The sequence below is a fragment of the Thiorhodococcus drewsii AZ1 genome (assembly GCF_000224065.1).
GTDB lineage: Bacteria > Pseudomonadota > Gammaproteobacteria > Chromatiales > Chromatiaceae > Imhoffiella > Imhoffiella drewsii.
In genome coordinates, this window is sequence record NZ_AFWT01000008.1 from 59,837 (window position 1) to 83,955 (window position 24,119).

21 protein-coding genes are annotated in these 24,119 nt (G+C 62.2%); 10 read left to right on the forward strand and 11 right to left on the reverse strand.

The genetic code is table 11. The features are described 5' to 3' along the window. Positions 1 to 6: 6 nt before the first annotated feature. On the reverse strand, positions 7 to 981 hold the full coding sequence (mnmL, locus tag THIDRDRAFT_RS07045; RefSeq protein ID WP_007040133.1) for a tRNA modification radical SAM protein MnmL/YtqA: 975 nt from the start codon (positions 979 to 981) through the stop codon (positions 7 to 9). 297 nt (positions 982 to 1,278) lie between these two features. Here mnmL and THIDRDRAFT_RS07050 point away from each other — a divergent pair, with 297 nt between their 5' ends. Beyond that, positions 1,279 to 5,130 carry a DUF3683 domain-containing protein gene (locus THIDRDRAFT_RS07050; RefSeq protein ID WP_007040134.1) on the forward strand — a complete coding sequence of 1,284 codons (3,852 nt, stop codon included), beginning with the start codon at positions 1,279 to 1,281 and terminating at the stop codon, positions 5,128 to 5,130. 288 nt (positions 5,131 to 5,418) lie between these two features. Here THIDRDRAFT_RS07050 and THIDRDRAFT_RS07055 read toward each other — a convergent pair whose 3' ends face one another. Both THIDRDRAFT_RS07055 and THIDRDRAFT_RS07060 read right to left on the reverse strand, forming a co-directional pair. Beyond that, a complete protein-coding gene (locus THIDRDRAFT_RS07055; protein WP_007040135.1) occupies positions 5,419 to 5,613 on the reverse strand; it encodes a hypothetical protein in 195 nt (64 codons plus the stop codon). Positions 5,614 to 5,938: 325 nt separating this feature from the next. Beyond that, positions 5,939 to 6,856, reverse strand: a complete 918-nt coding sequence (locus THIDRDRAFT_RS07060) for a LysR substrate-binding domain-containing protein (RefSeq protein ID WP_040844218.1) — start codon at positions 6,854 to 6,856, stop codon at positions 5,939 to 5,941. A gap of 378 nt (positions 6,857 to 7,234) precedes the next feature. On the opposite strand from THIDRDRAFT_RS07060, the gene clpB reads away from it, so the two are divergent. The 3 genes from clpB to THIDRDRAFT_RS25510 all read left to right on the forward strand — a co-directional run bounded on the left by clpB (position 7,235) and on the right by THIDRDRAFT_RS25510 (position 11,368). After that, positions 7,235 to 9,832 carry an ATP-dependent chaperone ClpB gene (gene clpB, locus THIDRDRAFT_RS07065; protein ID WP_007040137.1) on the forward strand — a complete coding sequence of 866 codons (2,598 nt, stop codon included), beginning with the start codon at positions 7,235 to 7,237 and terminating at the stop codon, positions 9,830 to 9,832. Between the two features lie 115 nt (positions 9,833 to 9,947). After that, positions 9,948 to 10,925, forward strand: a complete 978-nt coding sequence (locus tag THIDRDRAFT_RS07070) for a PDC sensor domain-containing protein (protein WP_007040138.1) — start codon at positions 9,948 to 9,950, stop codon at positions 10,923 to 10,925. Positions 10,926 to 11,053: 128 nt separating this feature from the next. Further along, complete coding sequence (locus tag THIDRDRAFT_RS25510) at positions 11,054 to 11,368, forward strand: DUF4124 domain-containing protein (protein WP_159105397.1); 315 nt, start codon at positions 11,054 to 11,056, stop codon at positions 11,366 to 11,368. Positions 11,369 to 11,494: 126 nt separating this feature from the next. Here THIDRDRAFT_RS25510 and THIDRDRAFT_RS07080 read toward each other — a convergent pair whose 3' ends face one another. The 4 genes from THIDRDRAFT_RS07080 to THIDRDRAFT_RS07095 all read right to left on the reverse strand — a co-directional run bounded on the left by THIDRDRAFT_RS07080 (position 11,495) and on the right by THIDRDRAFT_RS07095 (position 14,961). Then, positions 11,495 to 12,745: a NupC/NupG family nucleoside CNT transporter gene (locus THIDRDRAFT_RS07080; protein WP_007040140.1), complete on the reverse strand. Its 1,251-nt coding sequence runs from the start codon at positions 12,743 to 12,745 to the stop codon at positions 11,495 to 11,497. A 42-nt stretch (positions 12,746 to 12,787) separates the two neighbouring features. Beyond that, positions 12,788 to 13,660 (reverse strand): Hsp33 family molecular chaperone HslO, encoded by an 873-nt coding sequence (gene hslO, locus THIDRDRAFT_RS07085; RefSeq protein ID WP_007040141.1) that lies wholly within the window; start codon positions 13,658 to 13,660, stop codon positions 12,788 to 12,790. Between the two features lie 60 nt (positions 13,661 to 13,720). After that, the gene (locus tag THIDRDRAFT_RS07090) at positions 13,721 to 14,557 is read right to left on the reverse strand and encodes a metallophosphoesterase family protein (protein WP_007040142.1); all 837 of its coding nucleotides are present in this window, start codon (positions 14,555 to 14,557) and stop codon (positions 13,721 to 13,723) included. A 71-nt stretch (positions 14,558 to 14,628) separates the two neighbouring features. Continuing rightward, positions 14,629 to 14,961, reverse strand: coding sequence for an MTH1187 family thiamine-binding protein (locus THIDRDRAFT_RS07095; RefSeq protein WP_007040143.1), 333 nt, complete (start codon positions 14,959 to 14,961; stop codon positions 14,629 to 14,631). 140 nt (positions 14,962 to 15,101) lie between these two features. Here THIDRDRAFT_RS07095 and THIDRDRAFT_RS07100 point away from each other — a divergent pair, with 140 nt between their 5' ends. The 4 genes from THIDRDRAFT_RS07100 (at position 15,102) to THIDRDRAFT_RS23665 (ending at position 19,328) form a co-directional block, all read left to right on the forward strand. Continuing rightward, on the forward strand, positions 15,102 to 15,563 hold the full coding sequence (locus THIDRDRAFT_RS07100; protein ID WP_007040144.1) for a hypothetical protein: 462 nt from the start codon (positions 15,102 to 15,104) through the stop codon (positions 15,561 to 15,563). Positions 15,564 to 15,662: 99 nt separating this feature from the next. Then, positions 15,663 to 15,935 (forward strand): DUF6489 family protein, encoded by a 273-nt coding sequence (locus THIDRDRAFT_RS07105; protein ID WP_007040145.1) that lies wholly within the window; start codon positions 15,663 to 15,665, stop codon positions 15,933 to 15,935. A 239-nt stretch (positions 15,936 to 16,174) separates the two neighbouring features. Beyond that, complete coding sequence (locus tag THIDRDRAFT_RS07110; protein WP_245535793.1) at positions 16,175 to 18,628, forward strand: EAL domain-containing protein; 2,454 nt, start codon at positions 16,175 to 16,177, stop codon at positions 18,626 to 18,628. 82 nt (positions 18,629 to 18,710) lie between these two features. Beyond that, entirely contained in the window at positions 18,711 to 19,328 is a 618-nt protein-coding gene (locus tag THIDRDRAFT_RS23665) for an Lcl C-terminal domain-containing protein (RefSeq protein ID WP_007040147.1), read from the forward strand. Between the two features lie 16 nt (positions 19,329 to 19,344). On the opposite strand, the gene purN is transcribed toward THIDRDRAFT_RS23665, so the two are convergent. Together purN and purM are read right to left on the reverse strand one after the other, a co-directional pair. Further along, complete coding sequence (gene purN, locus THIDRDRAFT_RS07120; protein WP_007040148.1) at positions 19,345 to 20,028, reverse strand: phosphoribosylglycinamide formyltransferase; 684 nt, start codon at positions 20,026 to 20,028, stop codon at positions 19,345 to 19,347. Then, positions 20,021 to 21,094: a phosphoribosylformylglycinamidine cyclo-ligase gene (gene purM, locus THIDRDRAFT_RS07125; protein ID WP_007040149.1), complete on the reverse strand. Its 1,074-nt coding sequence runs from the start codon at positions 21,092 to 21,094 to the stop codon at positions 20,021 to 20,023. Before purM ends, purN begins: the two co-directional genes overlap by 8 nt. 161 nt (positions 21,095 to 21,255) lie before the next feature. On the opposite strand from purM, the gene THIDRDRAFT_RS07130 reads away from it, so the two are divergent. Next, positions 21,256 to 21,813, forward strand: coding sequence for a CDP-alcohol phosphatidyltransferase family protein (locus THIDRDRAFT_RS07130; protein ID WP_007040150.1), 558 nt, complete (start codon positions 21,256 to 21,258; stop codon positions 21,811 to 21,813). 81 nt (positions 21,814 to 21,894) lie between these two features. On the opposite strand, the gene hda is transcribed toward THIDRDRAFT_RS07130, so the two are convergent. Continuing rightward, positions 21,895 to 22,653, reverse strand: coding sequence for a DnaA regulatory inactivator Hda (gene hda / locus THIDRDRAFT_RS07135; RefSeq protein WP_007040151.1), 759 nt, complete (start codon positions 22,651 to 22,653; stop codon positions 21,895 to 21,897). After that, positions 22,654 to 23,253 (reverse strand): NAD(P)H:quinone oxidoreductase, encoded by a 600-nt coding sequence (gene wrbA / locus THIDRDRAFT_RS07140; RefSeq protein WP_040844224.1) that lies wholly within the window; start codon positions 23,251 to 23,253, stop codon positions 22,654 to 22,656. It lies immediately after the preceding gene. Between the two features lie 244 nt (positions 23,254 to 23,497). Here wrbA and THIDRDRAFT_RS07145 point away from each other — a divergent pair, with 244 nt between their 5' ends. After that, positions 23,498 to 24,040, forward strand: a complete 543-nt coding sequence (locus THIDRDRAFT_RS07145; RefSeq protein WP_007040153.1) for a thioredoxin family protein — start codon at positions 23,498 to 23,500, stop codon at positions 24,038 to 24,040. Positions 24,041 to 24,119: the final 79 nt, after the last annotated feature.

The following is a 24,119-nucleotide window of genomic DNA, read 5'->3' on the forward strand; positions in this document are numbered from 1 at the left end:
AGCGGGTCAGGCAGTGCTAAGAAGTTTCTGTTGAGAGAGCGGATCGATCCCATCGCCCTGGCGCGTACCGCGACGGTGCAGCTCCGCCTCGATCCCGTTCAGGGCCGCCCATTTGCCGCTGCACCAGTCGGGCGCGAGCAGGATGTCCTTGGACGCGGTTCCGGTGAGGCGGTGGAAGATCACGGAGGGCGGCGTGCGCTCGATCAGATCGGCGCAGATGTTGATGTATTCGGCGAGGGTCAGCGGTTCGTAGTCGCCCCGCTGCCACTCGATGGCCAGACGCGTGTGGCGGACCACGTGCAGCGGATGGAGCTTGAGCCCCTCCACGCCGAGCTCCAGCACGCGGTCGAGGGTGCGCAAGGCCGCCTCGCGACCCTCGCCGGGCAGTCCGATGATGAAATGGGTGCAGACGGGGATACCGCGCCGGTGCGCCGCCATGACCGCCGTGCGATAGTCGGCGAAACCATGCCCGCGGTTGACCTTGGCGAGCGTGGTATCGTTGGCGGACTGCAGACCCAGTTCGAGCCAGACCTCCTTGCCCTTGGCGCGATAGCTGGCCAGCAGGTCCAGAACCGCCTCGGGGACACAGTCCGGCCGGGTGCCGACCGAGAGTCCGATCACGTCCGTGTGGCTCAAGGCGTCGTCATAACGCGACCTCAGCACCTCCACCTCGTCGTAGGTGTTGGTGTAGGTCTGGAAGTAGGCCATGAAGCGACGGGCACCCGTGCGCTTGGCGAGCACGCCGCGTCCTGCTTCGAGCTGCGGGTCGATCTGCGGCGATCGCTTGGCGTTGGGGCCGAAGGAGACGTTGTTGCAGAAGCTGCAACCGCCATGGCCTTTGGTTCCATCGCGGTTCGGACAGGTGAAGCCGGCGTTGAGCGCGAGCTTGTGCACCCGCTGGCCGTAGCGTTTCAGCAGGTACTGTCCAAACGTATTGACGCGATCACTTAAGATGCGGTGTTGAGCGGGAGGGGAGGGCATCCGGGCAAAACTAACTGGGCTGGCTGGTGAAAAGTTTGATCTTGATCAATTAAAACTCAATTAAGGTTTCGTTGATAGTCAGCGATTGAGATCTGGACTTGGATCTGAGGCAGGTTCACTGGGTACCCTCCTAACGGATTCAGTGCGGCGTCGATTGGTCGAGGTGCCGGGACTAACACGAGAAGCAACGTCGTCTCGCAAGACGGATACCTGCGCGAAAGACAGGGAAACGCGGGGGGCGACTTTGCAGTACCATTTTGTGCAGTGCAAAAACACGCCCTACAGCAGAATTCAATAATGTCAGACACCCAGCAGCGTATCCGCGAGATCCCTTACAACTACACCTCCTTCTCCGATCGCGAGATCGTCATCCGGTTCCTCGGCGAATCCATGTGGAGCCTGATCGAGGAGCTGCGCGGTACGCGTCGGACGGGGCGCTCGGCGCGGATGCTGTTCGAGGTGCTGGGCGATATGTGGGTGGTTACCCGCAATCCCTACCTGCAAGACGACCTGCTCGAGAATCTCGATCGGCGTCGGCTGTTGCTGCAGGCCCTTGAGCACCGGCTCGATCAGTTCGAGCATCGGCTCAACGATAACCAGCGCGCGGCGCGGCTGCTGGAGGCCGCGCGCGCTGCGGTGCAGCGTTTCGGAGACTGGTTCAAGGCCGAGCGCGCCCAGCGCGAGGGTTTGAGCAAGGCGCTGTCCGGGATTACCCGCAAGGATAATTTGGACTTCGGCGGTCTGGCGCGCGTCTCGCACGCCACGGACGCCACCGACTGGCGCGTCGAACTGCCCTTCGTCGTCATTTCGCCGGACACCGAGGCAGAGGTCGCGCCCATCGTGCGGGCCTGTATCGACTGCGGTCTGACCTTGATCCCGCGCGGCGGCGGTACCGGCTACACGGGATCGGCGGTGCCGCTGCATCCCATGACGGCGGTCATCAACACCGAGAAGCTGGAGACCCTCTCGGGTGTCGAACAGCTCGCCCTGCCGGGCGTCGAGGGGTTGGTGCCGACGGCCCATTGCGGCGCCGGTGTGGTCACCCGACGCGTTTCCGATCTGGCCGATGCCAACGGCTTGGCCTTTGCCGTGGATCCGACCTCGCAGGATGCCTCCTGCATCGGCGGCAATATCGCCATGAACGCGGGCGGCAAGAAGGCGGTGCTGTGGGGTACGGCGCTCGACAACCTGGCCTCCTGGCGCATGGTGACGCCGGACGCGGACTGGCTGGAGGTCGAGCGGCTCGATCACAACCTCGGCAAAATCCATGACCAGGAGCTGGTGCGCTTCCGGGTGACGCGTTATGCCCTCGACGGCAAGACGCCGCGCGGCGAGCCAGAGATCCTGGAGATGCCGGGTCAGTCCTTCCGCAAGTTCGGTCTCGGCAAGGACGTGACCGACAAGTTTCTCTCGGGCCTGCCGGGCGTCCAGAAGGAGGGCTGCGACGGCATCATCACCTCGGCGCGCTTCGTGCTGCATCGCATGCCGGATCATGTCCGCACGGTGTGCCTGGAGTTCTTCGGCACCGACCTGGATCTGGCCGTGCCCGCCATCGTTGAGATTAAGGATTACATCGAATCCCAGTCGGGCGTGCTGATGGCCGGTTTGGAGCATCTGGACGAGCGCTATGTGCGCGCCGTGGACTACTCGACCAAGGCGGCCCGGCACGAGCTGCCGAAGATGGTCCTGATCGCCGATCTGGTGAGCGACGACGAGGCCGCGCTGGTCAAGGTCGCCGAACAGGTCGTGCGTTTGGCCCAGGCACGCGACGGCGAGGGCTTCATTGCCGTGAGCCCCGAGGCGCGCAAACGTTTCTGGCTCGATCGCGCCCGCACGGCCGCGATCTCGCGTCACACCAACGCCTTCAAGATCAACGAGGACGTGGTCATCCCGCTCGATCGGCTGTCCGACTACAGTCGGGGCATCGAGCGTATCAACATCGAGCTGTCGATCCGCAACAAGGACGCCATCATGGCGGCCGTGCTCGACTACCTAGCCTCGGACATGCCGGAAGCGCGCTGCGAGGGCGATTACGAGGAATCGGACGAGGGCCGTGCCATCCTCAACGCCAAGCGCGATGCGGCCCGCGATTCCATCGTCGGGGTGCGTACGCGCTGGCAGGCGATCCTGGAGCGTCTCGACCAGCCAGCCGCCGAGAACCTGGATCTGCTGGAAGATGCCGAACGGGCGCTGATCCGCGAGGGCGATAGTCTGGCCTCCATGATGCTGCGTCGCGACCTGCGTCAGGCGCTCAAGGGTGAGATCGCCGACCGCCTCGACGAGATCTTCTCGGGTCAGGAGTTCGCTCGCGTACGCGAGCGGCTGCGTGAGATCCACAAGCGCGTCAAGGACTCGCGTCTGTTCGTTGCCTTGCACATGCACGCCGGCGACGGCAACGTGCATACCAACATCCCGGTGCACTCCTCGGATTACGCGATGCTGCACGAGGCCGATCAGGTCGTCGCGCGCATCATGAAGCTGGCGACCGGACTGGGTGGCGTCATCTCGGGCGAGCACGGCATCGGCATCACCAAGCTGCAGTTCCTGGAACAGGAGAAGCTGGACGCCTTCGTCGCCTACAAGCAGAAGGTCGATCCCAAGGCGCTCTTCAATCGCGGCAAGCTGATGCCCGGTTCCGGGTTGGACGGGGCCTACACCCCCTCGCTGCGCTTGGTGCAGCAGGAGGCCATCATCCTGGAGGAGACCGAACTCGGTGCCCTCAACGATGACATCAAACACTGCTTGCGCTGCGGCAAGTGCAAGCCTAAGTGCATGACGCATGTACCGCGCGCGAACCTGCTCTATTCGCCGCGCAACAAGATTCTCGGCACCGGGCTCATGATCGAGGCATTCCTCTACGAGGAGCAGACTCGGCGCGGCCTCTCGCTCAGACACGTCGCCGCGATGAACGACGTCGCGGACCATTGCACCGTGTGCCATAAGTGTCTGACCCCATGCCCGGTCGATATCGATTTCGGCGATGTGACCATCCGGCTGCGCCGCATCCTGGTTGCGCGTGGTCAGAAACGCTTCAGTCCGGGCGCCTGGGCGGCTATGCAGTTTCTCAACGTCACGGACCCTACAGCCGTGCGCTGGCTGCGCATGGGGCTGGCCAAATGGGGCTTCGCTGCGCTCAATGTCGCCCATCGTGGCGCCAAGCTGTTGCGTCTGACCCGCAAGCGTACCCAGCGTCCCGGCAGTACCACGGGGCGTCCGGCCATGACTGATTTGGCGGTGGATATGGTCAGTCGGTCGATCCGCGTCGATCTACCGCGTCGGACCTTCCGTCAGGTGCTGAATCTGGAAGACAAGACCCAGGTCGCCATCCTGCGCGATCCCCAGGTCGCCGATGATGGCGAGGCGGTCTTCTATTTCCCCGGTTGCGGGTCCGAGCGGCTCTATTCGGACATCGGTTTGGCGACTCTCGCCATGCTGTGGAACCAGGGTGCCCAGACCGTGCTTCCGCCCGGTTACCTCTGTTGCGGCTATCCGCAAAACTCGGCCGGGCAGGAGGCGCGTGGTCGTCAGATCACCATGGAAAATCGGGTGCTCTTCCACCGCGTCGCCAACACCCTGAACTATCTGGATATCCGCACCGTGCTGGTGTCCTGCGGCACCTGTATGGATCAGCTGCTCAAGTACGAATTCGAGCGTATCTTCCCCGGTTGCCGGCTTCTGGACATCCATGAATGGTTGATGGAGCAGGGGGTCAGTCTCGATGGTGTGTCCGGGGTCCAGTATCTCTACCATGATCCCTGCCATACCCCGATGAAGACCTATGCGCCGACCAAGGTGGCGACCAGTCTGATCGGTCAGAAAGTCGATCTCTCCGACCGTTGCTGCGGAGAGGCGGGTACCTTGGGGGCCTCGCGTCCGGACATCGCCAATCAGGTGCGTTTCCGTAAGCAGGAAGAGCTGACCGGCGGGATTCGTGCCCTGACCGGACGGGATCAGGTGATCGATGGCGAGGTCAAGCTCCTGACCGCTTGTCCCGCCTGCCAGCAGGGTCTAAGCAAATATCAGGACGATACCGGGCTCAAGACCGACTATATCGTCGTCGAATTGGCCAACCGCATGCTCGGTGAGGGCTGGCGCCAGCATTTCCTCGATGAGGCTGCATCGAAAGGGATCGAACGGGTTCTGTTGTAGACGCCATCATCCAGGCTGTCGTTGCGCTCCATCTGGATCGTCGAGGCGTTGTCCTTGATCCGGGTGGAGCAGCGCTGAATGTTGGACTGGTGTCGAGTTGGCCCTTTTGGGCGATCTGCGGACGTCCTGCGGGGTAGACGAGCGTTACCGGACGCTGGTCGAGACGAGGGAGTGAGAGCAAGCGCCTCGTCCGGCATGTGTGCTACCGGTACGAAGCGTTCGGGGCTGTGATGGCGCGTCGATAACGCGCATTGCTTCGTGCCATAAACGGCGCGAAAAGAAGTGGGATCAGATCTTGCTGTGCTCCTTTTCGATTTCCCAATTGCATTGTTCGATGAGGTTTTCCAGCGGTTTGTCGAGATGGGATTCCTCTTCGGGTTCGAAAGGTGCCCCCTTGTTCCAACACCGTGCCGCATCATCTGCGGTGATGGGAAATCCCTGCCGGCAAAGTTCCCAGATCGCTTGTAACTGTTTGACGCTCATGATGGCCCCCCTTGGGTCGATCGACTTCGAGGCGAGCGGTTCGGTCGGTGACCGGTGAATCCGCTCGATACTCGATGGGAGGAATTGGGCGAACGTCTCTCTTTGGCAACAGTCAATAATTAGAGACATTTTACCCGATCCCCAGTACATACTAGCCGATTCCTTCTCGCTCGTGATGACGAGCAAGAAATAAATGGCTCATTTTTGTCACACAGCCGTCATTTTGGCTCTGAGGCCGAGGATGGTGGCATGTGGTGATATTTTCAGTATGCGTGAAGGGTGTTTGCGCGAAGTGTGAGCAAGATCTCGGCTTTGCGCAGGGGCGTCAGCCAATTCGAGTCACGGTGTTCGGGAGTTGGTTGCAGACCGTTGAGGCAAATGCCTCCAATGCCTGGCGGCGTGGAAAGCTGCGCCGGTAGACGAGTGAGATACGACGGAAGGCGTCTTGGATATGTAGCTGGCGGGCGATGATTCCCGTGTCGGTCATCCAGCCGCCGCGGATCGCCAGGGCCGGTACCAGGGTGCAGCCGAAGCCGGCGCCGACCAGCTGTAGCAGGGTCTCCAGACTCGATGCGCGCAGGTCCGCCATTTCGCCGTGGACCGGGCGCACGGCCAGGCGGCAGACCTCCATGACCTGATGCGCCAGACAGTGGCCGTCGGCGAGCAGGAGGAGTTCCAGCTCCTCCAGGTCCTGGGACGTGATCTCGTCCTTGTCGTTGAGCGGGTGTCCCGCCGGATGGGCGAGCCAGAAGGGCTCGTCGAACAGGGGAATGCTGTCGAAGTCGGACTCGTCCACCGGCGTGGCGAGGAGTGCGGCGTCGATTTCGTGGCGCGCGAGTCGGCCCAGCAGGCTGTCGGTAATCTCCTCCGACAAAATCAGCTTGAGCTTTGGAAAGGTGCGTTTCAATGGCACCAGAACGAGCGGCATCAGGTAGGGGCTGATCGTCGGGATGGCGCCGACGCGCAGGGGGCCGGCCATGGGGTCTTGGTGCGCGCGCGCGACCTGTTCGATGGTTTCGGCCTGCTCCAGCGCGAGTCGGGCGTGCGACAGGATGACCTCGCCGACCGGCGTGATCTCGACCGACCGATTGGTGCGTTCGAAGATGACGATGTCCAGCTCGTCTTCAAGCTTCTTGATCTGTCCGCTCAGGGTCGGTTGGCTGACGAAGCAGCGCTCCGCAGCACGTCCGAAGTGGCGCGTTTCGGCAACGGCGAGGATATATTTGAGGTCACGTAGATTCACGTGCGCATGATAACGGAAATCGGCGCCCGCGCGCTCCTTCATCCGTGTCGGCATCCTCTATGACTCGGCTGAAGACTGCATAACCTCGGGCGATCGGGGGCATGCCTCTTGTCGAGGGTGACAGCGACTCTCTGAGCTGGCCCGACGAGGTGCGCCATGCATTGATCGGCTGGTCCAGGGGCTGTAGGAAAACCCGGGTTTGACGCGCGGAGGGATGGGACGCCCGTCGGTATTCTGTCTGGCGCGGCCATCGTCTGAGATACCCTGAGCGGACGTCTGTTTCCACCCGATTTCTGAGGCATGCCGGCGACTTGATACCCTTGATGCGGCGCCCCAATTTCCCATGTCATTAGACAGGAATTATTTGGAGATACGACTGTGAGACAGGACAAGCTGACCGCGAAATTTCAGATGGCGCTCGGCGACGCCCAAAGTTTGGCGCTCGGGCGCGATCATCAGTTTATCGAGCCCGTGCACCTCATGATCGCCTTGCTCGACCAGGAGGGCGGAACCATTCGGCACCTGCTGAGCCGGGCCGACGTCAATACGAACCAGCTGCGCTCGGCCCTTGGCGAGGCGCTCGACCATCTGCCGATGGTCGAAGGGGTCGGAGGCGATGTTCATCTGAGCAACGACCTGAGTCGATTGCTCAACCTGACCGACAAGCTCGCCCAGCAGCGTAATGATCAGTACGTCTCCTCCGAGCTGTTCGTGCTCGCGGCGCTGGAGGACAAGGGGGCGCTCGGGAATGCGCTGCGCGAGGCGGGGGCCAGCCAATCGGCTGTCGAGCAGGCGGTCCAGTCGGTGCGCGGCGGCCAGAAGGTCGATGACCCCAATGCCGAGGAACAGCGCCAGTCCCTGGAGAAATACACCATCGATCTGACCGAGCGCGCCGAGCAGGGCAAGCTGGACCCGGTGATCGGGCGCGACGACGAGATCCGCCGCACCGTGCAGGTGTTGCAGCGTCGCACCAAGAACAACCCGGTGCTGATCGGCGAGCCGGGCGTGGGCAAGACCGCCATCGTCGAAGGGCTGGCGCAGCGCATCGTCAACGGCGAGGTGCCCGAGGGGCTCAAGACCAAGCGTCTGCTCTCGCTCGACATGGCCGCGCTCATCGCCGGGGCAAAGTTCCGCGGCGAGTTCGAGGAGCGACTCAAGGCGGTGCTGAACGACGTCGCCCGCCAAGAGGGCAACGTCATCCTCTTCATCGACGAGTTGCACACCATGGTCGGGGCCGGCAAGGCCGAGGGCGCCATGGACGCGGGCAACATGCTCAAGCCCGCCCTGGCGCGCGGCGAGCTGCACTGCGTCGGCGCCACCACGCTCGACGAGTACCGCAAATACGTCGAGAAGGATGCAGCGCTTGAGCGCCGCTTCCAGAAGGTGCTGGTCGACGAGCCCAACGTCGAGGACACCGTAGCCATCCTGCGTGGGCTCAAGGAGCGCTACGAGGTCCATCACGCGGTCGAGATCACCGACCCGGCGATCGTCGCCGCCGCCGTGCTCTCGCACCGCTATATCGCCGACCGCCAGCTCCCGGACAAGGCCATCGATCTGATCGACGAGGCCGCCTCGCAGATCCGCATGGAAATCGACTCCATGCCCGAGGAGATGGACCGGCTCGACCGGCGTCTGATCCAGCTCAAGATCGAGCGCGAGGCGGTGAAGAAGGAGACCGACGAGGCATCCAAAAAACGCCTGACCGACCTTCAGGGTCAGATTGAACGGCTGGAGCGCGAGTTCTCCGATCTCGACGAGATCTGGAAATCCGAGAAGGCGGCCAGCCAGGGCAACGCGCACATCAAGGAGGCGCTCGACCGCGTGCGTCTGGAGATGGAAACCGCGCGGCGGGCGGGGGACTGGGCGCGGATGTCCGAGCTTCAGTACGGGCGCATCCCGGAGCTGGAGAAGCAGCTGGCGACGTCGGCGGATGTCGAGAAGGGAGAGAACCGCCTGCTGCGCAGCAAGGTCACGGAGGAGGAGATCGCCGATATCGTCTCCAAATGGACCGGCATTCCGGTCTCGCGCATGCTTGAGGGCGAGCGCGAGAAGCTGCTGCGCATGGAGCAGGCGATCGAGCAGCGCGTAGTCGGCCAGAATGAGGCGGTGCGCGCGGTGAGCGATGCCATCCGCCGCTCGCGTGCCGGGCTCTCGGATCCGGCGCGCCCCATCGGTTCCTTCCTGTTTCTGGGGCCGACCGGCGTCGGCAAGACCGAGCTGTGCAAGTCGCTCGCCTCCTTCCTCTTCGACACCGAGGAGGCCATGGTACGCATCGATATGTCCGAGTTCATGGAGAAGCACTCGGTTGCGCGCCTCATCGGCGCGCCTCCCGGCTACGTCGGCTACGAGGAGGGCGGCTACCTGACCGAGGCCATCCGTCGTCGGCCCTACAGCCTCATCCTGCTCGACGAGGTCGAGAAGGCGCACCCGGACGTCTTCAACGTGCTGCTGCAGGTGCTCGACGACGGGCGTCTGACCGACGGACAGGGACGCACGGTCGATTTTCGCAACGCGGTCATCGTCATGACCTCGAACCTGGGATCGGACGTCATCCAACAGATGGCTGGCGAGGACAACTATGCCGAGATGAAGGATGCCGTCATGGAGGTTGTCAGCCATGCCTTCCGGCCCGAGTTCATCAACCGGCTGGACGAAATTGTCGTCTTCCACCCGTTGCAGCGGGCTCAGATCCGCGCCATTGCGCGTATCCAGATCGACTATCTCCAGAAGCGTTTGGCCGAACGTGACATGAAACTGGCGGTGAACGACGCCGCGCTGGACCATCTCGGCGAGGCCGGGTTCGATCCGGTCTACGGCGCGCGTCCGCTCAAGCGTGCCATCCGGGCGCAGTTGGAGAATCCGCTGGCGCAGGAGATTCTGTCCGGCAAATTCGCTCCCGGAGATTTGATCGAGGTCGGCTTCAGCGACGGCCAGCTCGTCTTCGAGCGGGTGCTGCAGGGCGAATTGGTCGATTGATTCATAGCTTCCAGCTTCCAGCCTTCAGCGACCAGCGGATAATCGCGCTTTCGAAAGCTGTAAGCTGCCCGCTGGAGGCTGGCTGCTTTACTTAAATGAGGCATGGCATACCACTATGAGTCAGGCATTGCAGACCACGGTCGCGCGTCAGCGCATCGAGCTTCAGGGGCGTCTTGCCGGATTGCTGGACCGCCTGGTCGTCGATTGTCGTGCATGCTGGCCCGAACGCGCGGCATTGGAGGCGCTGTTGAAGGAGGCGTTGCCGGTTCTGCCGTCCTGCAAGTATCTCTACGTGCTCGACGCCGAGGCTCGCCAGTTGACCGCCAACCTCTCGCCCCAGGGGCTGTTGCCCGAGCATTTCGGCCGGGACCGTAGCGAGCGGCCCTATCTGGCCGAGGCGCTGGCCGGCGCGCGTTTTTCCTTGTCGCCGGCCTATCTCAGCCGCAATGCCCGCCGTCCCTCGCTGACGGCGGTCCAGCGCATCGAGACGGACGCGGGCGAACTGCTCGGCTTCCTCGGCGCCGATTTCGATCTGCGTGAGCTGCCATTGACCCGCGAGCTCTATCAACAGCCGGGGCAATGGGTCCAGCTCAAGGGGGATCCGGCGATTCGGGGTGGTCTCTTCCAGCAGGAGCGGATCGAGAGCCTCATGGACAGCCGCATCGAAGAGGTCTTGGATCTGCTGATCGAACTGATCGCCGCGCACGGCGTCTTCCACGGCAAGCTGCATTTCTCCAGCTCGCGGGCGACGCTTTGGATGATCGACGATCCCTTCCGTTACCGCATCCTCGACTACGAGGATCTGGCCGATCCGGGAACCTGCCTCGCCTATCCTCGGCGCGACTACCCGCAGGATGCGGCCATCCCGGTCGAGCGCCTTGCCGAGGTCTTCCGCGCCTTCCGCGATCTGCGCTTCATGGATGAGACCATCTATCTGCGCTCCGGATCGCTCAACATCTTCAACGGCATGGTCGGTCTCAATTTCTCCTGCGACGGCTCGCACTACATGCCCTGGGATGAGTTTCTCGACAAGAGCCTGTCCTTCTGGCTCGGAACCGGTGAAGCCTGTGCCGCCGTGAAGCCACCCTGTTGATAACGCGTCCGGCACCGCCGGATTGGCCGCTGATCTGGCGCAGGTCGACGCCGAGCGTGAACGGGTGGAAAAAGAGGCGGACCTTCCTGACGTTGGACGATCTCAAAGAGGACGATCATATGAAGCGGATGTCGGCACTAGCAGTGGGTCTGTTCATGGTCAGCGGTTCGGGGTGGGCCGCTATGTATAAATGCGACGATCCCGCAACGGGAAGGCCGATCTATTCGCAGACCCCATGCGCCCCGGACGCACAGGTCATGGAACTCAAGATCCATCGTCCGACCCCTGAGCAGGTTCGCCAGCACGAGGCTCAGGTCGAGTCAGAGCGCAGGCTCATCGAGGAGAGCCGCGCGCGCCGTAAGGCATCGCAGGAGCCGTCCCAGTCGCAGACACCGCGTGATACCCCTCCGCCGCCACAGCCTGGCAAGCCGGCCGAGTCATGATGTTCAGCCGCCAGCCGCCAGCCGCTATCCTTATGCTGGTAGCTGGTAGCTGGTAGCTGGTAGCTGGTAGCTGGTAGCTGGTAGCTGGTAGCTGGTAGCTGGTAGCTGGTAGCTGGTAGCTGGTAGCTACAGCAGCATCCCCACGACAGCGCCCGTCATCAGGGTGGCCAGGGTTCCTGCGACGATGGATTTCATGCCCATGGACACGATCTCTCCGCGTCGTTCGGGGGCCATGGCGCCCAGTCCGCCGATCATGATTCCCAAGCTGCCCAGGTTGGCGAAACCGCATAGGGCGTAGGTCATGATGAGTCGGCTGCGCTCGCTCAATGCCTCTGCGGGCAGCTTGGCCAGATCCAGATAGGCGACCAGTTCGTTGAGGACGGTCTTGATCCCCATGAGCGAGCCGGCGGTCGGTGCTTCGGACCAGGGGATACCGATGAGCCAAACGATGGGTGCCATGATCCAGCCGAGGATACGCTGGGCCGAGAGCGGTTCTCCCGAAACCTCGGGCAGCCATCCGAGCAACTGGTTGACCAGGCTGACCAGCGCGACCATGACGATGAGCATGGCGATGATGTTGAGCCAGAGCGGGATGGCGTCGAGCGTGCCTCGGGTGATGGCGTCCATGCTGCTGTGGTCCTGATTGGGGATGTCCTGCGGGATGTCCTCGATGTCCGTGCGCTGTTCCGGGACCATGACACCGGCGATCATGAGCGCGGCCGGTGCGCTGATGAGCGAAGCGACGAGGATGTGTCCCATGGCGTCCGGGATGACCGGACCGATGATGCCGGCGTAGAGCATCATCATGGTGCCGGCAATGGTCGCCATGCCGCAGGTCATGAGTCCGAACAAGGCCGAGCGTGACATGGCGCTCAGGTAGGGGCGGATGAGCAATGGCGCCTCGGTCATGCCGACGAAGACGTTCGCTGCGGCCCCGAGCCCCAGCGGGCCGCCCGTGCCCATGATGCGGCGCAGGATCCAGGCGAATCCGCGGACCAGTTTCGGCATGATTCCCCAGTAGAAGAAGAGCGCAGACAGTGCGCTGATCACCAGGATCAGGGGCAATGCCTGAAAGGCGAGAACGAAGCTGTTCTGCGGGAATTCGGTCGTGAAGGGTGCCGATCCGCCGCCCAGATAGCCGAAGACCAGTTGGGTGCCCGCCTGCGTGGCCTGCTGCACGGCGAGGACGATCTGGTTGAGCGCCAGGAAGAGTTCCTTGGCGTGGGGCAGTTTGAAAAAGAGCAGGGCGAAACCGAACTGTAGCGCCAGTCCTGAGAGGATCAGTCGCGGGCTGACCTGGCGTCGGTCCTCGCTGAGCAACCAGGCGAACAGGGTCAATAGCGCGAGGCCGAGCATCGGTTGCAGAAGGCTCGTCATGGGGTGCGATTCTCGTCGAGGGCGCCCTGAGTGGGCAGGGCTTCAGTGTTGCGAGGTGGGTGTCTCGTGACGCGTGTGCTCGGCGAACAGCTGGCGCGTATCGACCGGATCGAAGCGGTATTCGCGGTTGCAGAACTCGCAGGTGACCTGGATGGAGCCCTGTTCGGCCAGAATGGAATCCACCTCGTTTTCGCCGAGCAGTTTCACGGTGTTCTCGATCCGGGTGCGTGAGCAGCTACAGCGGAATGCCATGGGCTCTGGATCGAACAGTCGGACCGATTCTTCGTGGAAGAGGCGGTGTAACAGCTGGTCGCTCGGCAGCTCGACGAGCTCTTCCGGTGTGATGGTGGCGGCAAGCATGCAGATGCGCTCCCAGTCCTCGTCGATCGTTTCCGATCCAGGCATGCGCTGCAACAAGAGTCCGGCCGCGCGGTCGGCAGAGGCGGCGAGCCACAGTCGTGTGGGCAGCTGTTCGGATTGTCCGAAATAGCTTTCGATCGCCTCGGAGAGTTGTTGTCCTTCCAGCGGGACGACGCCCTGGTAAGGCTCACCGTCTTCATGCTCCACAGTCAGCACCAGGCGTCCCTCGCCGAAGCAGGCGTCGAGGCCCTGTTCCGTCGGCACCTCGCCGCTCCAGCGGGCCAGTCCTCGGATGGTGTGCTCATGCGTCGCCTGAGCGACCAGTGTGCGGATCGGGCCGGAGCCCTGGGCCTGGAGGATGAGCGAACCGTCGAACTTGATGGTCGCGCTCAGGAGTGAGACGGCTGCGAGCGCTTCGCCAAGCGGGTTGCGCACGGTTTCGGGGTATTCGTGGGCGGAGAGGACCGCCTGCCAGCTGGCGTCCAGATGGACGATGTTGCCGCGGATACCCGCATGCTCGAAGAGAAAACGCGAAAGAGTGTCGGAATCGTTCATTGATGGTGTCGTTGAGATTGTCGCGGTGCTGAATTCAGCACGATCGTGATACATAGAGATTCAGTCGAGCGTTGCGAGGAAGGCGTCCACGGCGGGCTGCAGTGGACGCTCGCCGCGCAGTACGGCCGGTTCGAAATCGCGTCGCCAGAGCGGCATTAGGAGACGTGCCCGGCGCCACTCCTCGTAGAGAATGCGCACCAGCGGTCCGCCCTGATCGATGAATCCGGAGTCGTGGAAGTCGCGGTCCGCATGCGCGCGATCGTAGTCGAATCGGATGATGTCCCAGTGCCAGCGCCCATGGTGCCATTCCAGTTGCGCGTAGCTGCCACGCGGATCGCCGTCGAAGGGCGAGCCGGCGGATCCGACGTTGAGGATGGGAACGCCGTCGAGTGCGCGTTGCAGTGGGCGATGGGTGTGCGCCGTTACGAAGAGCGCGATGTCCTCGGGCAAGGCATCCACCAATTCCGCGTCGGGGATGCTCGCCGTGATGCCCTGGCGGTTGCTGGTCATGGTGCCATGGGTGACGTGGACCCAGTGCGTCTCTCCCTCACCGGGGAAACACAGATGGTCCGGCCAGTCGATCAGCGCATCCATTCGCGGTTGGACCTGGGCCAGGGTCCAGTCGGCGAAGCGGCGCAACTCCTCTTCGAGCGCGTCTTTCGGTGCCTCGCGGGCGCAGCGCATGATCCAGGTTTCGTGGTTGCCATTCACCGGGAGCCATCCGGATTCGCGGCGCAGCCGGTCGAAGAGTTCCAGGCAGGCGAGGCTGCTGGGGCCTCGGTTGATGAGGTCGCCGTCCATGACGACCAGGTCCGGATGCCAGGCTTCGATGGCCTCGACGACCGTTTGCATGGCCGGCAGATTGCCTTGGACGTCGGAAAAGATGGCGACCTTCATTGGTGTCGGCTCGTCTCGGTTGAGGATGTTGCGCGGACACGATACTCAAAGCCGGCCGCGAGGAAAACCACTCAGGATACGAGCGGAGCGGCTGAGTCGACATCTCCGATGTGCGCTCGGATGGAGTCTATTTTACCCGTCAGTCGTCCAAGAGGCCCTTCGCGGATATCGAACTTGGAGACCACGTAGATTCGCTTGCAGCCGAATTCGTCGAGAAGGCATTGGGCGCGGTTGATGATGTCGAGCGCCTCTGGCAGGGTGTCGGTTTCGATTTGGGTGCCCATGGGCGAGAGTTGGTAGGTGTGTCCGCTGTCGCGGATCATGCCGATGACGGGTGCGACGAAGCGACTAACGCTGACTCCTTGGTCCATTGGGAAGATGGTGAGATCGAGGATGACGGACATACTGGTTGCCTTCTTGGGTTTGGTTCGCCGTTTGCTCGGAGGAGACTGGGATTGCCGCCTTCGGGTCCAGGGCCGTAGACTGGGAGCTTGATCATTGCCATTCGAGACCCGGCGCGAGCCTAGGATCCAAATCGACCAAGATGACTCCAGAACATGACACCTCCGAACCGGACTGGGATACCCCGCTATCGCTGACGATTACGCCGGCCTTGCTGATTCATGCACTGATGGGCACGGCGAGCGCGGTCCATACGGGGTGGAGTAGTTGTGTCGATGATACCTTGATGCTGTCGAATCTGGTTTCCATGGATGATGCCAACGGGACCTACGTTCGTCTTGTCGAGCAGGAATTCGTCGAGGAAAACCAGCCGGAGACCCTGTGGCACGACTGGACGTTGGAGATTCGCATCGGTGCCATCCTCACGACCGGCCACTGGCAGTTCCAGTCGACGGCTCACCCCTCCGAATGGGAATGGAATGCGCGCGAGGCGACTCGTGCCTTCGAGCGTGCCTGCGTCTTGATCGGCCGGCGTGTTCGTCCAACGGTTGCCGTCGAGGAGCCGGTGCCGATGGACCCCATACCGCGTGCAAGCCGGCATTGATGCCCATGGCGGCCTCGTTCACACGTCTTTGTAGCTTCGCCCCGGTCCGTCCGTCTGGCGAACCATCGCGGCAGGACGCTGCTCCCACCGGAGAAACCCATGAAGGTCACCGTCGATTTCGATATTACCCCGGAAGAGGTGCGCAAGCTCTTTGGTTTGCCTGATGTCGAGGCGTTTCAACGTCAGCTCATGGACGATATTCGCGACCGCATGGCTGCGGGCGCCGAGGGCTACGATCCCCTCAAGCTTTTCCAGCCCTATCTTGCCGGCACCATGGCCTCCTGGGACATGTTCCAGAAGATGCTCGGCAATGTCACCACCATGGCGGCCTCCGGCTCCGCAAGCGCGGATGGGGATCGTGGAAAGAAATGAGTCTTCGTCGGGATCCTGATGGTCCAGGCTGGTTGCGCGGGGGCATTCGGCGTTTTGGCGTCGATGTTGCCCTCCTGGATCGCGATCGGAATCTCGGGTCGCTCCCGGTGACGCTTCCGGTTGTTCGTCGATGACCTTTTCTCTGCAGATGGCCGATGTCCCAAGGTAAGCGATTAGAACGGCAATCGAATAATCGAATCTACGGACAGGATTTTGCGATCGAGCTAGTTCGGCAGCTGGTGATTCCCACCTTCGTCCTCGACGCAGGCTGCCGGGTCATCGTCTGGAACCGGGCCTGCGAGCGTCTCACGGGAATGGCGGCGATCGAGGTCATCGGGACCCGTGAGCATTGGCGGGCCTTCTATGAAGAGCCGCGTCCCTGCTTGGCCGATCTGGTCGTTCAGGATCGCGGGGGGGAGTTGCCCTGCTTCTATTCGATGCATGACGTCCGATTCGAATCGGCGTCCGACCTGCATGCGGAGAACTGGTGTCGCATGCCGCTGTTGGGGGCCGAGCGCTATCTGGCACTGGACGCCAGTCCGATCTGCGACGCGGACGGTCACCTGATCGGCGTCGTCGAGACCCTGCGCGACATGACGGAGCGTAAGCGGGCCGAGTCCAAGCTGCAGCTGATCGCAAGCGTTTTCGATCACTCCCAGGAAGGCATCCTGATCACGGATCCCAATGGTCGGATTCTGGATGTCAATGCGGCATTCACTCAGGTGACCGGCTATTCGCGCGATGACGTGCTTGGCCAGACACCGGCGTTGCTCAAGTCGGGTCTCCAGGAATCGGCCTTCTACAAAGAGATGTGGCGCGGGCTCGAAAAAACGGGCCAGTGGCAGGGCGAGATTTGGAATCGGAAAAAATCGGGCGAGGTCTATCCCGAAATCCTGCACATCAATGCGGTGAGCGGAAACGACGGGGCGGTCACGCATTACATCGGGATGTTCACCGATATCACCGACCTCAAGAGTACCCAGCAACGTCTCGTCAGCCTCGCCTATTACGATGCCTTGACCGACTTGCCCAACCGTGTCCTCTTGGCCCAGCGCCTGCATCAGGCGATGTCGCGGGCTAAGAGCCGCGAACGGTTGGTGGCCATCTGTTTCCTTGATCTCGACGACTTCAAGGTTATCAACGATCGCCATGGGCACGAGGTCGGCAACCGTTTCCTGGTCGAAATAGCCAATCGTCTGCTCGCTTCGCTGCGCAATAGCGACACGGTGGCGAGACTGGGCGGGGACGAGTTCGTGCTTCTGGTCACCGAGTTGGTCAGCGCCGAGCAGCTCGAAGGAATCCTGGCCAAGATCTTCGAGGTGGTGGCTGCACCGTTTCGTATCGGCGACATCGACATCGCGGTGTCGGCCAGTATTGGCGTGACCCTCTATCCGCTGGACGACAGCGATCCCGACACCCTGCTGCGACATGCCGATCATTCCATGTATCAGGCCAAGCAGCTGGGGCGCAACCGCTATCACCTCTACGACCTGGATGCCGCCAAGGATTTACAGACGCGTCACCGCGAGTTGGAGCGTATCCGCCGGGCATTGCAGCATGGCGAGTTTCGCGTCTATTACCAGCCCAAGGTGAATATGCGTAGCGGTCAGGTCGTCGGGCTGGAGGCGCTGATTCGCTGGCAGCATCCGGAAAAGGGCCTGCTCAGTCCCTTGTCCTTTCTTCCGCAGATCGAGCAGACTCCGCTGATCATCGATGTCGGCGAATGGGTACTGCATGAAGTGTTGGCCCAGATGGGGCAATGGTTGCAGGAGGGGTATCGTCTGTCGGTCAGTGTCAACATTGCGGCGCGCCATTTCCAGCATATCGATTTCGTGTTTCGACTGGAGGCGATACTCTCCGAGCATCCCGATGTGTCTCCGCATCTGTTGGAGCTTGAGATCCTGGAGAGTGCGGCCCTGGATGATGTGGTGTTGATGCGCGAGGTGATGGCGGCCTGTCAGGGAATCGGGGTTTCTTTCGCCCTGGACGATTTCGGGACCGGCTACTCGTCGCTTTCCTATCTCAAGCAGCTGCCTGCGGAAACCATCAAGATCGACAAATCGTTCGTGCATGACATGCTGGACGATCAGGAAGACCTGGCTATCATCGAGGGCGTGATCGGACTCGCCAGGGTCTTCCGCAAACAGGTGATCGCAGAGGGCGTGGAGACGCCGGAGCATGGTCTGCTGCTGATGCGTTACGGCTGCGACTGCGCCCAGGGGTACGGCATCGGTCGTCCGATGCCGGCCGGGTCGATCTCTCACTGGATCTCCGATTTTCAGCCAGACTGGAAGTGGCCGCTGTGGGCCGACGATTGCTGGGACTGGAACGACATGCCGTTGTTGCTGGCCACCCATGATTACGAGAAATGGGTCGAGCATTTGCAGGCGTGCGTGACTGGGAGGGTGCGGGACGATCCGCTATTCGAACTTTCGGATCTGCATGTCTGTCGTCTGAGCCAATGGTATGCCGGCGGCAGTCGGGAACGGTACGGTAATCTGCGCGAGTATGTCGATCTGGAGGCGATTCACGCCCGCATGCATCATCTCGGTTCCAAGGTCATCGCGATGCATAGGAGCGGACGCCAGGTTGTCGCCGCCAGGCTCTGGGAGGAAATGAGCGCGTTCAAGGACCCATTCATCGAGAAGCTCGTCGAGTTGCAAAGGCGCGTAGCGCGTGTGCGGGTATCCTGATGTCGTTGCGCGCTCCTGCGGATTGTCTCGCCGCGTTGCCATCCTCGGATCGAGTTTCAGCACCTTGGGGAGAGCCGCATCCATGAAGCTATCGAGTCCTCTACTGCTGGTCGGGCTCTTGCCTGTCCTCTCCCCGGCGCTGGCGCAGGATTGTGTCGAGAATGGCGTACCGATTCCGGCGGCCCACTTCATTCAGGTTCAGAACGGCACGATCATCGATCGCGCGACCAATCTGATGTGGAAACAGTGCAGCGAAGGTGCGACTGGGGTCGGATGTGCCGCCGGGCAGCCGGAACGGCTCAAATGGAAGGCGGCGATGGGGCGGGCGAGGGATTCCCGTTTTGCGGGCTATGCCGACTGGCGTCTTCCAAATCGGCGCGAACTCAAGACCCTGATGCAGAATCGCTGCTATGGGCTGCGTATCGACGGCGTCATTTTTCCCAATACACCGGCGGCCCGCTTCTGGACCTCGACGCCGGCGGCCTACTATCCCGGTAGCGCCTGGACGCTCGATTTTGCTGATTCCAGCATCGGCTACGGGACCCGGAGCGACAGAGCTTACGTGCGGCTGGTTCGGGATAGCGAGGCCTGTTCTCCAGTGATTCCCGGCACCTGTCTTCCTCACGAAGACCGGCTGTACGAACCGCATGGTTCGGTCGAAGAATTGGATCCGAGCCAGGAGATTCCCCAGGATCCGTAAGGATCCTGGGGCGATGTCAGTCGAGGGGGGCGTTCTCGGAAACGCGTTCGTCGATCAGGTACGGCGATTCGAGCCGCGTTCCATCGAGATAGGGCACCCCGTCCGCACCCAGCTGCAGCCGCCCCTGGGCGAACCAGTCTGCGGCCATGGGATAGATGATGTGCTCGTGTGCCAGGACCCGCGCGGCCAGCGTTTCGGCAGTGTCGCCAGGCAGTACCGACACCTTGGCTTGGGTGACGAGCGGTCCGCCATCGAGTTCTGCCGTCACGAAATGCACGCTGGCGCCATGCTCGGATTCTCCCGCATCCAGTGCCCGCTGGTGTGTGTGCAGGCCACGGAATTTGGGAAGCAGCGAAGGGTGGATGTTGAGCATCCGGCCCTGATAGTGGGCGACGAATTCCGGTGTGAGGATGCGCATGAATCCAGCCAGGATGACCAGACCGGGCGCGTAGCCGTCGATCAGTTGGCGCAGATCGGCATCGTAGCTCTCGCGGTCGGGGTAGCCGGAATGACTCAGCACCTCGGCCGGGATGGCGTGCCGACGCGCCCGCTCCAGTCCGAAGGCATCGGCCCGATTGCTGATGACGGCGGCGATCCGAAAGGGCGCCCCTCGGTGTTGGGCGTCGATCATCGCCTGTAGGTTGCTTCCGCTGCCCGAGATGAGCACGACGACCGCGAGCGGTCCCTGCTGATCAGGCATCGGACGAACCGCCCTGATAGACGACCTCGGGCGCACCCTCGGTCTCCTCGATCTGTCCGATCGTCCAGGCATCTTCGCCTGCCGCGCGGAGTCGTTCGAGCGTCGGCTCCGCGTCCTCGGCGGCGACACAGACCACCATGCCCACGCCGCAGTTAAAGGTGCGGAGCATCTCGGCGTCGGTGATACCGCCCGCGTCTTGCAGCCAATCGAAGACGGCCGGGCGGCGCCAGGAATCGAGATCGATGCGGGCGCGGGTTCCTCCAGCCAGCACGCGGGGCAGATTCTCGGTGAGGCCTCCACCCGTGATGTGGGCAAGCGCGCGCACTCGGATCGCGCGGGTCAGAGGCAGCAGCGAGCGCACGTAGATGCGCGTGGGCGCGAGCAGCCGATCGGCGAGCGACGCGCCGTCCAGGTCGATGCTCAGATCCGTGCCACTCACCTCGATGACCTTGCGGATCAGCGAATACCCGTTCGAGTGTGGCCCGGAGGAGGCCAGTCCGATCAGGACATCGCCGACCCGGACGCGGTCGGGCTGGATGAGCTCGGATTTTTCGGCGATCCCGACGCAGAAGCCGGCCAGATCGTAGTCGCCTTTGCTGTACATTCCGGGCATTTCTGCGGTTTCGCCGCCGGTGAGGGCGCAGCCGGCCAGTTCGCAGCCCTTGGCGATCCCGGAGACGACGGAACTGGCGACATCGACATCGAGGTGCGCCGTCGCGTAGTAATCGAGGAAGAACAGGGGTTCGGCGCCGCTGACCAGGATGTCGTTCACGCACATCGCGACCAGATCGATCCCGATGGTGTCATGACGGTTCAGCTCGATCGCGAGACGCAGTTTCGTGCCAACCCCGTCGGTTCCGGAGACGAGGACCGGCTGACGATAACGATCCAGCGGGATCTCGAAGAGCGCGCCGAAACCGCCCAGTCCGGTGAGCACCCCGGGCCGCATGGTCGCTGCGGCCAACGGTTTGATGCGCTCGACGAGTTCGGCACCGGCATCGATATCGACGCCGGCATCACGGTAGTTGAGAGAGGCGGTTGTTGGCTGTTGCGAATCCTGCGGCACGCGAGGGCTCCGATATTGGGTGGATATAGGGTGCGATCTATCAAGTCGATCGGGGACCGATTCGGTTCAATAGATCGATTGTATAACGAGCCTTGGACAGCCGGCATGCGTCAGGCTAGCATCTGGCGATTAGAAAGCGGTTAAGCGCCAGAGATACTGTCGTGCAGCTCAGGGATATTCCAAATATAATCAGCGTCTTGAGACTGATCGCCGTGATCCCGGTGGTCTATCTTCTGTTGGTGAACGCGTTCGGTTGGGCGTTGCTTCTGTTCATCGTGGCCGGCATATCCGATGGGCTCGACGGTTTTCTCGCCAAGCATTACGGCTGGCAGAGCCGTTTGGGCGGCATGCTGGATCCGCTTGCGGACAAGACACTGCTCGTCTGCTGTTTTCTGGTCCTGGGTGCGCTCGGTCTCATTCCGCTGTGGCTGGTTTTGGCCGTCATCTTCCGTGATCTGATGATCGTCGGCGGTGCCGTGCTCTATAACTATCGGGTGGCCGAGGTCGAGGCCGCGCCCATCCCCGTCAGCAAGCTCAACACGCTCCTGCAGATCCTGTTGCTGGTTGCCGTCATCACCAATGCCGGGATCCGTCCGTTGCCGGATTGGCTCCTCGCGGGCCTTATCTGGGGCTGTTTGGTCACCGTCGTCATCAGCGGGGCGCAATACGTCTGGATTTGGGGGCGTAAGGCGATCGCTCAGGGTTGGAAGGACGACTAGAGCAGGCGCGTCCAACTGCATCCTAGCCTTGTTCGTCCTGTCAAAATCAGGGATCGCGGGTCCGAGACTGCCCTGAAGCGCTCACCCCTCTTCTTTCGAGTCGTCTTCCATGGCGCGGCGCACGAGCGGGATCGTCGGCTGGCGCTGCTCGCGTAGACTGAAGCTGTCGAGGCGCGCGATCAGCGTCACGAGCGACGCAGGGTCTCGCGCACTGTTGTTCATGATGAAGCGCACCACGTCGGGACTCAGACGCATCCCGCAATGCTCGGCGGATCGGATCAGCAATTCCTCGCACTGACGGTCGTTCAGCGGGGCGAGACAGTATCTCGGTCCCCATTGGAGCCGTGAACTCAGGTCCGCCAGTTCGAGGGAAAGGTTGTCCGGGGCCGTGCGCGCGGCCACCAGAAGCCGATGTCCCTGGGCGCGGATCTGGTTGAAGAAGTCGAGTAGCGAGCGTTCCCAGTCCGCCTTCCCGGAGATGGCCTCGATATCGTCGATGGCGACCAGATCCGAGTGTTCCAGGTTTTCCAAGATCCCAGGACCCAATCCCTCCGTTCCCAACGGAACGAAATTGGCCTTGAGTCCGCGCTGCGCGGCATCCAGGCAGGCGGCCTGCAGCAGATGGGTCTTGCCGGTTCCCTGATTGCCGAAGAGGAACAGGAAGGGTTCCCCCGTTCCGGCCGCCATGGCGGCGATATTATCCACCGCCTCGGCGTTCGGGCCTGGAAGGTACTCGGCGAGCGTCGGCTCGCGCCTGAGTTCGATCGGCAGGTGCAGTTGTTGGTTGGAGGTGTTCACGCCGATGGCGACCGCTTGAGCGAGCTGTGTTGCGTTGGACATTCAGTCGTGGCTCCGTGCGAGCTTGGTCGCCGTTTCGGCGAGGCGTTTGCCGAGCCCGTGGCAGAGCCGTTTTTCTTCGTCCGAGACAGGTAGGTTGCTCTCGGTTCCGGCGAGGTGGGAAGGGCCGTAGGGGGTTCCTCCAGTGCGGGTGCGCAGTAGATCGGTTTCACTGTAGGGGAGCCCGGTAATCAACATGCCGTGATGAAGCAGCGGGAGCATCATGCTGAGCAAGGTCGTTTCCTGACCGCCATGCAGGCTCGACGTGGAGGTGAAGACTCCGGCCGGTTTGCCCGCGAGTGCCCCGCTCAGCCAGAGTCCGCTGGTTCCGTCCAGGAAATATTTGACCGGCGCCGCCATATTGCCGAAGCGAGTGGGACTGCCGAGCGCGAGACCGGTACAGTCTCGTAGGTCGTCGAGGTTGGCGTAGGGGGCGCCAGTGTCCGGAATGCTCTCTGCCGTTGCCTCGCAGACGGTCGAGACCGGTGGAAGCGTGCGCAAACGGGCCGCGAGACCGCCGGATTCGACCCCGCGTGCGACCTGTCTGGCCATCTCGGCGGTTGCACCATAGCGACTGTAATAGAGGACGAGGATGTAGCTCACTGTGTTGTCCGGCTCTGTTCTATCGGTCATCGGTTCTGGACTCGCGCTCTAGCTGGATTCGAGGTTGCGAAATCCAACCGACAGTCTATCAGTGTGCGAGTGATTCGTATCCCCCGAATCTGGTGCTCGAGGGTCGGGCGCGAATGCGTTGATCGACTTGACGGAAGCAGCGAGAATCATGCGAACGCCGCGACTGTGGCGTTCGTTCGGACAAACGACGATAAAAACGATGGAGGATGAATCAATGGTCAATCGACTCGATTTCGAGATTTCGCGCTGGGTTGCGGCGATCGCCGTGGCGCTGGTCCTGGTCGCTGGAGCCTCGGCGGCAACCCGCGATCCAGGTCAATATTTCTTCGACACCACCTTCGGCGATCTCCCGGAGGAGTTGAGCACGGCGAAGGCGGAGGGCAAGCAGGGCATTCTGATCATGTTCGAGATGGATGAATGCCCCTTCTGCCATCGGATGAAAAACACCGTGTTGAACCAGTCCGAGGTTCAGGAGTATTTCAAGGAGCATTTCCTCATCTTTCCCCTGGACGTCGAGGGCGATGTCGAGGTGACCGACTTCAACGGTTCTTCGATGTCTGAGAAGGATCTGGCGCTCAAATCCTATCGCGTTCGAGCGACTCCGGTTTTTGCCTTCTTCGACCTCGACGGCAAGCTCATCACCAAATACATCGGAGCGACGCGAGATCCCGCCGAGTTCATGCTGTTGGGTCAGTATGTCGTCGATGGACACTACAAGGAGATGAGCTTCCAGAAGTACAAGCGCGAGCATCAGTAGATGGACGTGGAATATGGCGCGGCTCGTTGCTGTAGGGCGTCGGGCGGCGCGGCCTGGGATACTGGATCGCGAGGACTGA

Bases quoted from the DNA above. Each gene is read 5' to 3' on its own strand.
- mnmL (WP_007040133.1), bottom strand. From the start codon at position 981: ATGCCCTCCCCTCCCGCTCAACACCGCATCTTAAGTGATCGCGTCAAT.
- THIDRDRAFT_RS07050 (WP_007040134.1), top strand. From the start codon at position 1,279: ATGTCAGACACCCAGCAGCGTATCCGCGAGATCCCTTACAACTACACC.
- THIDRDRAFT_RS07055 (WP_007040135.1), bottom strand. From the start codon at position 5,613: ATGAGCGTCAAACAGTTACAAGCGATCTGGGAACTTTGCCGGCAGGGA.
- THIDRDRAFT_RS07070 (WP_007040138.1), top strand. From the start codon at position 9,948: ATGAGTCAGGCATTGCAGACCACGGTCGCGCGTCAGCGCATCGAGCTT.
- THIDRDRAFT_RS25510 (WP_159105397.1), top strand. From the start codon at position 11,054: ATGTCGGCACTAGCAGTGGGTCTGTTCATGGTCAGCGGTTCGGGGTGG.
- THIDRDRAFT_RS07080 (WP_007040140.1), bottom strand. From the start codon at position 12,745: ATGACGAGCCTTCTGCAACCGATGCTCGGCCTCGCGCTATTGACCCTG.
- hslO (WP_007040141.1), bottom strand. From the start codon at position 13,660: ATGAACGATTCCGACACTCTTTCGCGTTTTCTCTTCGAGCATGCGGGT.
- THIDRDRAFT_RS07090 (WP_007040142.1), bottom strand. From the start codon at position 14,557: ATGAAGGTCGCCATCTTTTCCGACGTCCAAGGCAATCTGCCGGCCATG.
- THIDRDRAFT_RS07095 (WP_007040143.1), bottom strand. From the start codon at position 14,961: ATGTCCGTCATCCTCGATCTCACCATCTTCCCAATGGACCAAGGAGTC.
- THIDRDRAFT_RS07100 (WP_007040144.1), top strand. From the start codon at position 15,102: ATGACTCCAGAACATGACACCTCCGAACCGGACTGGGATACCCCGCTA.
- THIDRDRAFT_RS07105 (WP_007040145.1), top strand. From the start codon at position 15,663: ATGAAGGTCACCGTCGATTTCGATATTACCCCGGAAGAGGTGCGCAAG.
- THIDRDRAFT_RS23665 (WP_007040147.1), top strand. From the start codon at position 18,711: ATGAAGCTATCGAGTCCTCTACTGCTGGTCGGGCTCTTGCCTGTCCTC.
- purN (WP_007040148.1), bottom strand. From the start codon at position 20,028: ATGCCTGATCAGCAGGGACCGCTCGCGGTCGTCGTGCTCATCTCGGGC.
- hda (WP_007040151.1), bottom strand. From the start codon at position 22,653: ATGTCCAACGCAACACAGCTCGCTCAAGCGGTCGCCATCGGCGTGAAC.
- THIDRDRAFT_RS07145 (WP_007040153.1), top strand. From the start codon at position 23,498: ATGGTCAATCGACTCGATTTCGAGATTTCGCGCTGGGTTGCGGCGATC.